Origin of the sequence: Paenibacillus mangrovi, assembly GCF_022898935.1 — a bacterium.
In the GTDB taxonomy this organism is placed as follows: domain Bacteria; phylum Bacillota; class Bacilli; order Paenibacillales; family Paenibacillaceae; genus Paenibacillus_AQ; species Paenibacillus_AQ mangrovi.
The window spans coordinates 56,431-63,203 of sequence record NZ_JALIRP010000018.1; the positions used below are offsets into that span (position 1 = coordinate 56,431).

Here is a 6,773-nt window from a genome sequence, read left to right on the forward strand (position 1 = left end):
CAGAAAAATTGGCTGGCCTTGAAGCTATCCTTCCAAACCGATCAAAAATTGTTCAAGACAAAGTTGGCCATTCACATTGTAGCGCAATTTTTTTTGGCACTCTGCGGCCAAATCCATATAGGAGACCCATTGTGCTGTGCTGCGGGATGAAGCATATGTGGATAAGAACTCCAACTGATCTATGAAAACGATACTTTCGTGCTTTCCGTATTGGACGTGAAGCATATCTTTGAACCACAAATGAAACAAGCTTAGCAGTAAATCCAGATGGTCGGAAAGTCCGGCTTTGAACACCTTCTGCCCTGCGGTCACCAGAGCGGAACTGCCTCGTCCCAGAGATTCCTTCCCTAATTGTAACATTACGTTTCTAATTTCTGCAAACCAATTCTGCTCCATCATTTCACGGCATCCATCGAGTCCAGATGACAGCTGTACCGCGCACCTGGCAAGCACTGAAGGATACCCTTCATCGACCAACTGCTGCTGCATCAGGGCAGGTCTCAGTGGGAAAAAGGCTATCGTTTGCGCCCGCGACTGAATCGTTGGCAGTAAAGCCTGTCCATTTTCCGTGATCAGCACAGCCACAGCCGGCACCGGCGGTTCCTCCAAAAATTTGAGCAGGCTGTTGGCAGCTTGTACGGTCATGGTATCCGCATGGTCAATGATATATACCTTTGGATTTTTGGACTCCGAACGATAGGAAAAGACCCGCTGCAGTTCGCGGATCTGGTCTATTTTAATGGAAGATCCGTCTGGAGCAAGGAGATGAAGATCGGGATGATTGCCGTGCAAAACCTTGCGGCATTCGAGACAATGCCCGCACGCATCATCCTCACGTTCAGTACAGAATAATGCCTGGGCAAACGTCATTGCCGTCTTCATCTGCCCGCATCCAGCGGGTCCGCTGAAAATATACGCATGGCTGACGGAATCGCTGCGAAGCGCGCTTTGCAGCAGCTTCTTGGCCGGTTCCTGCCCCATAATATCCTGAAAAGACATGTTTCCTCTCTTCCTTCGGGAACTTGCATGATCCGATTCACCAAAAAATCGGATTTTGCAAAGTCTTCGTTTAGATCAACATCCGTGTTTGTATTTTACTGCTATATCTTAGTGTATCATGAGATAGCTCAGATGTTCATTCCTATTTCTTCAAAATACGAGATTAATCAGCATACCACGGATTTCGCCGATCTGCTGTAACAATTCGATCTTGCCCTGCTCGCTATCCAGAAGCTCGTCAGCCATTCCGAGCAGCGCAGAATCAATCTCGTCAAGCAATTTATAGCGTTTCCCACGTCCGCGCCGATCCCAACCCCTGGCCTCCTTCATGGTAACGCCCCGTCTCACCGTATCCTCCAAAAAACGCTTTACAAGCATACGGTAAAGCTTTAATTCCCGGATCGTCATCGCTTTGGCCAAGCGGTCTCCCTGCATCTGTATTTCCTTGAACCGGCGTCCAAGCTCTTCCTGGGAGGCACTTGTCGACTGCTGCTGCATCACGTCGAGGAAGGACTTCTGCTGAACCGGCTTTGCCGACGTAACCTGAAGTTCGCTCTTAATGGGTCTAAACCCCGGGTTGATTTTCAAGTGAATCCCCTGCCTTTATAGACCTATGAATAATGATTTGTTATAATCTGGAGCCGCTATGACGGGTGATTCTAAGGTTGCGTTGTCAGCGACCCGGGATATGGTGTTATCGCATTTATATTAGAAATGCTCAAAGCGGTCTACCGGCAGTACAAACACCGTGGCTCCGCCTACTTGAACTTCAACGGGGAGAGGCAAATAGGAATCTGTCGTACCGCTCATTGGCGTAACCGGAGTTACAAGCTGTTCTCTGACTTTACAACTGCTGCGGATGACATTCATTACAGCCTCGACCTGACTGTCGTCCACCCCGATCATAAATGTGGTGTTACCCGCCCGAAGAAACCCGCCGGTACTTGCCAGCTTAGTCGCCCGAAAATTCGCTTTTACAAGTCCTCCCGACAAACGGTTGCTGTCTTTATCCTGTACAATCGCAACGATCAGTTTCATCCTGCATTCCCTCCTCTTGATTTAAAGCTTGCACCTATATAAATCGAACTAAAGTTTGTACTGTTATCATCTCCACTTATGTTGTGGCATACGAGATGCTCTACTTTTTCTTCAGTTCATTTTATCTAGTACAAGCCGTACCTTACTTATTTGACAAAGATCTTCAAAAATCCTTTAAAATCCGCTCTTCCAGGCTTTGAATGATATCCCGCTCGACATCCTCCAATGCCTTCGAAGCGTCAATCACGACAATTCGATCTGAAAAACGCTCGGCAAGCTGCAGATAACCTTCCCTCACTTTATGATGGAAAGGTAGTCCCTCCAAATCCAGACGGTTAACCTCACGCTCACGGCTTGCCGCAATTCGCGCTAATCCGACTTCAGGTTCAATATCCAGGTAGAAGGTAAGCTGCGGCATACGGTCATGAATCGCAAACTGGTTAATGCTCCATACCTGCTCTATACCAATTCCTCGTGCGTATCCCTGGTAAACCAGGCTGCTGTCCACAAACCGGTCACACATCACCAGCTTGCCTTCTGCAAGCGCCGGTTCCACCTTTTCCGCTAAATGCTGGCTTCGTGAAGCGGCATACAGCAGCGCCTCTGTCCGTGCATCCATCGCAGTGTGGCTGGGGTTCAATATGATCTCACGAATTTTCTCGGCGATCTCTATGCCTCCCGGCTCACGTGTGATGATATGAGGGATGGAGCGGCTTTCCAGATAACTCTTGAGTCTGGCGATTACTGTCGTTTTACCGGATCCCTCCCCTCCCTCAAGCGTTATGAAGATTCCCTGACCCTTGTTCATCCAACATGTCCCTGCTTTCTGCTATTCTTGTATACGAGTATCGTGTTAAGTTCCGGATCCTGTGCCCCTTGACATTTGGCTCCTGCCTGCGCAAGCCTCTTCAGCCTGGCCGCTGCCCCATCTGTAATTTGTTCTCCTGGATACAGAAGTGGAATACCAGGCGGGTACGGAATGATCATCTCTGCGGCTGTTCTTCCTGAACATACGGGCAGCGGAATGGCCTCTACCTCATCCAATTCCATGGGTGTTAAGCTGAAAGCCACCGGCTCGGAGAAGCTGTTCTTGGGTGAATTGTTCCACGTGGAAAATTCGACAAACGGATTTTTGGCAATAGGACCTTCTGCGATGAACTGATCAGGGAGGATGCCTTCACTCCCATGAAAACTAGGCAATGACTGGGCTTCCGCCTTCTCTACAGATATATGCGACAGAGCCTCCAAAAGGTGACAGGTGTCTTCCTCCGTCGACCCCAGACTATAGAGCAGGACCACATACCGGTCATCGCTCATCTCAGGTATGCAGCCGAAGGCTTCCAGCCTGTGCTGCAGCTCATACCCACTCAGGATCCCTGTCCGGTCATAAATGACCACCTTGAAGGGATCCTGGGTGGTGTACGCCGCCGGGGCTTCGCCGGCGGCCTCTCCCCGCTGCTGCCCCTGCGGCTGCAGCAGCCCAAAACGCGGCAGCTCCGCTAGGCCGCGCTTCAGGCCATCCACGGCGGCAAGTCCCGCCGTGAAGGCTTCGGCGCCCTGCACATGCAGGAGGCGCCGCGCCAGGTCCAGTGAGCCCATCACCGGATACGATGGGCTCGAGCTCTGCACCATGGCGAGCCGCTGGCGGAGCAGTCCGCGGTTGATCCGCGGACCCTGCACATGCAGCATGGCTCCCATGGTGAGGGCGGCCAGCATCTTGTGCGTCGACTGAACGACGACGTCCGCGCCGCTGGCCAGTGCGCTTTGCGGCAGCCGAGGATGCTGCCCGTAATGAGCGCCATGCGCCTCGTCCACGAGAAGCGGCACATGATGCCGGTGACAGGCCTCGGCGAGCGGCGCCAGCTCCGTACCCATGCCGTAATAGTTCGGCATGGTGACCAGTACGCCCTTGGCCTCCGGATAGGCGGCCAAAGCAGCAGATACCGTCTCAGGTGATGGAGCGGTTAAGAGGCCGCTCGTTTCATCCAGCAAAGGCTGCAAAAACACAGCTCTCGCACCAGCAAGCATCAGTCCGTTAAGCACCGATTTATGGACGTTCCGCTGTACCAGCAAAATATCCCCCGGTTTGGTACATACGGTTAGAATCATCGCTAGATTCCCTGACGTGCTCCCTCCTACCAGAAAGAAGCTTTCTTCTGCCCCGAAACACTCCGCAGCCAGCAGCTGCGCATCGCGGATCACACCTTCCGGATGATGGAGATCGTCCGTACCGGCAATTTCCGTAACGTCCGCCTCCATAATCTGTTCCAGGAAGCCTGCTCCACCCCAAGCAGCATAAGCCCTTCCTTTTTTATGACCCGGCACATGAAATGAGGCTTGTCTGCTGTTTTTATATTGATAGAGCATCTCATACAGAGGTGATTGTTCTTTCTCCAATTCTACTCTCTTCATGCATTTTTCGTTTCCTTCCGGTTTCAATCTCTACCCTATTTTATCGTATATTGAACCATCAGGCTAACGTATAATAGACGCTATTGGCTTGCTCTTTCTACAACTTCTTTTTACCAAACAGGTAGAATTGTTTAGTTCCGCTTATAACTTTAATATTCTATAATCTAAAAAAAGGGTAGCGGCCTCTGGCCCCACCCTATCCGCCATTTCTCGCGGAGCAATATATCCCGATTATCGAATCGTTCTGAAATATAATTGGCTTATACATGGGTTTGCATAGTGATTTGTCTCATTTGATGAATAAAATAATGATATTTCGCGTCATTGGCATCGGTACGTACCATTTCACTTTCGCAATCCTCACAAATAAACTGGGATACAATCGTAATCCCTTCTTCTTTCGTTTGCCCGCAAATAATACAGACGTGTTCGGTATGATCTTCCATCAACCATCCCACCTTGTTTCTTTGATTACTATGAAGTATGGCTCATTTCCTATTATTTTAAACCTTTTCATAGTTGTTTCATATCCCAAACGGCCTACACCAATCATATTCACCTACGACTTTACGAGTGTTTGTACCGGAAAACTTAAATAAATGCTTGTGAAAAACCGATATAGGAATTAATGACCGTAAGGGAGGACCGCTATTTTCTATGGCTGAGGAGAATAATATTAATGCTACCTTTTACCATTATAAATTAATCAAAAAGATTCCAGTAAGGCGAATTCAGGTTCGCTGCTACCTTATCCTTCCCTATATCGCTCTTATAGCCGCGATGCTTCTCATATCCTGGACTAGCCTGTTCTACTTCGTAGTAGCCGCACCTCTGGTCTTTTGGATTCATTACGTCATTTCACGTTCGGTCCTGCTGCTGTCCGGTTCTTCCTACCGCAAGCGCTGGAAGTTCTCTATGCAGCTCCCCTGGATTGGATACATAACTGATCAACATATCAGCTTCCGGATGTTTCGCAAAGTGTATACCTACATTACAACCATTGGCCTTGTCCTGTTTCTTATAATGCTTTTTATGTCACCGCTGGCCTTCGTTATTTCTCTGTTCTTTTGGCATCTCTGGCTGCTGCTTCCACGTTTTTACGCTTATGTCCGGCTTGCCGGTGTGCGTAAGGATGGAATGATCAAGTTCAACAAACAGGATATCAGCTACTACCAGCAGTAAGTAAAACTATAAACTCATCATCAAATATTAGAAAAAGACCTGCATCCTCGGACGCGGGTCTTTATTATTTAGTGGAATCCGTACTTTTCACTGTCGCTTTACCTTTAGGCTGAACAGTAACCGTAAAATAATCATCGTGAATTGTTAAATGAACGATTCGATTCTGCTTCTCGAAAACCCGGGAAGCCTTCTCGGACTCCTCCGTATTTTCTTTCCATCCCCATTCCTTGATCTTCTGCAGATATGCTTCCGGGATGCTATCCTTTTCTTTAATGCCTTTCATGGAATAACGAGCATAATCTATTTTGGTGTTTCCTACATTACGGTCAGTTCGATTTGCTTCTTTTGGCACCGGAAAGGTCTTCTCGTTCGCTGCCCCCTCATAAGTGGTCCATGAAGGTTCAGACTTTCCACAGCCTGTTATCAGTATCACGACAATGCTAAACAAAAGAAGAGCATGCAGCCACGATTGTCTGCGCATGTATGTCCTCCTTCTTCTAAGTTCATTAAACGTCAAAAAATCCTAAAAGCACCCCCTGACATGTACACTCATTATTATACTTACAACATTTGACCCTTCGGTAACAAAAATGTTACATTAGGTTATTGATCTCACATTCTTGACCTTAAAATAATTTTAACCCCTTTAACTCTATAACGATATAGACTGGTCCACTGATCTTGGCTCATCTAGACTTATCTCTATATATCCAACTACCTCTCAAACTCATTAGAACTCTTTCTCTTCTCATTTTAATATGCAATGTTCTCTTTATTAACAACAGACTTTGAAAAGTAAAAACAAAAAAACCACCGTCGATTATTCATCAACAGTGGTTCTTCGCTTGGCAGCGTCCTACTCTCCCAGGACCCTTCGGTCCAAGTACCATCGGCGCTGGAGGACTTAACGGTCGTGTTCGGGATGGGTACGCGTGGAACCCCTCCGCCATCGCCACCAAACGTTTCAAGTGTTTGATCACCTGAAAACTAGATACGAAACAAATTTGCATTTTATCTTTTAGGATAAGCCCTCGACCGATTAGTATTGGTCAGCTCCATGCATTGCTGCACTTCCACCTCCAACCTATCTACCTCGTCGTCTTCAAGGGGTCTTACGAATTGGGAAATCTCATCTTGAGGGG

The 6,773-nt window shown here is 48.1% G+C and carries 8 protein-coding genes and 2 rRNA genes; 1 reads left to right on the forward strand and 9 read right to left on the reverse strand.

Features of this window, described 5'->3' with window-relative positions:
* Positions 1–24 precede the first annotated feature (24 nt).
* From holB to MUG84_RS25810, 6 genes are all read right to left on the reverse strand, one after another.
* The gene (gene holB, locus MUG84_RS25785; RefSeq protein WP_244730947.1) at positions 25–999 is read right to left on the reverse strand and encodes a DNA polymerase III subunit delta'; all 975 of its coding nucleotides are present in this window, start codon (positions 997–999) and stop codon (positions 25–27) included.
* A gap of 150 nt (positions 1,000–1,149) precedes the next feature.
* Positions 1,150–1,587, reverse strand: coding sequence for a YaaR family protein (locus tag MUG84_RS25790; protein ID WP_244730949.1), 438 nt, complete (start codon positions 1,585–1,587; stop codon positions 1,150–1,152).
* Between the two features lie 120 nt (positions 1,588–1,707).
* Positions 1,708–2,037, reverse strand: a complete 330-nt coding sequence (locus MUG84_RS25795; protein ID WP_136607543.1) for a cyclic-di-AMP receptor — start codon at positions 2,035–2,037, stop codon at positions 1,708–1,710.
* A 163-nt stretch (positions 2,038–2,200) separates the two neighbouring features.
* A complete protein-coding gene (tmk, locus tag MUG84_RS25800) occupies positions 2,201–2,845 on the reverse strand; it encodes a dTMP kinase (protein WP_244730951.1) in 645 nt (214 codons plus the stop codon).
* Positions 2,842–4,449 carry an aminotransferase class I/II-fold pyridoxal phosphate-dependent enzyme gene (locus MUG84_RS25805; protein ID WP_244730953.1) on the reverse strand — a complete coding sequence of 536 codons (1,608 nt, stop codon included), beginning with the start codon at positions 4,447–4,449 and terminating at the stop codon, positions 2,842–2,844. Before MUG84_RS25805 ends, tmk begins: the two co-directional genes overlap by 4 nt.
* A 260-nt stretch (positions 4,450–4,709) precedes the next feature.
* On the reverse strand, positions 4,710–4,895 hold the full coding sequence (locus tag MUG84_RS25810) for a sigma factor G inhibitor Gin (protein ID WP_244730955.1): 186 nt from the start codon (positions 4,893–4,895) through the stop codon (positions 4,710–4,712).
* Positions 4,896–5,106: 211 nt separating this feature from the next.
* On the opposite strand from MUG84_RS25810, the gene MUG84_RS25815 reads away from it, so the two are divergent.
* Positions 5,107–5,631, forward strand: coding sequence for a hypothetical protein (locus MUG84_RS25815; protein WP_244730962.1), 525 nt, complete (start codon positions 5,107–5,109; stop codon positions 5,629–5,631).
* 64 nt (positions 5,632–5,695) lie between these two features.
* On the opposite strand, the gene MUG84_RS25820 is transcribed toward MUG84_RS25815, so the two are convergent.
* From MUG84_RS25820 to MUG84_RS25830, 3 genes are all read right to left on the reverse strand, one after another.
* Positions 5,696–6,112, reverse strand: a complete 417-nt coding sequence (locus MUG84_RS25820) for a hypothetical protein (RefSeq protein WP_244730964.1) — start codon at positions 6,110–6,112, stop codon at positions 5,696–5,698.
* Positions 6,113–6,474: 362 nt separating this feature from the next.
* A 5S ribosomal RNA gene (gene rrf / locus MUG84_RS25825) occupies positions 6,475–6,591 on the reverse strand.
* Between the two features lie 59 nt (positions 6,592–6,650).
* Positions 6,651–6,773 (reverse strand): 23S ribosomal RNA (locus tag MUG84_RS25830); the annotation flags it as partial.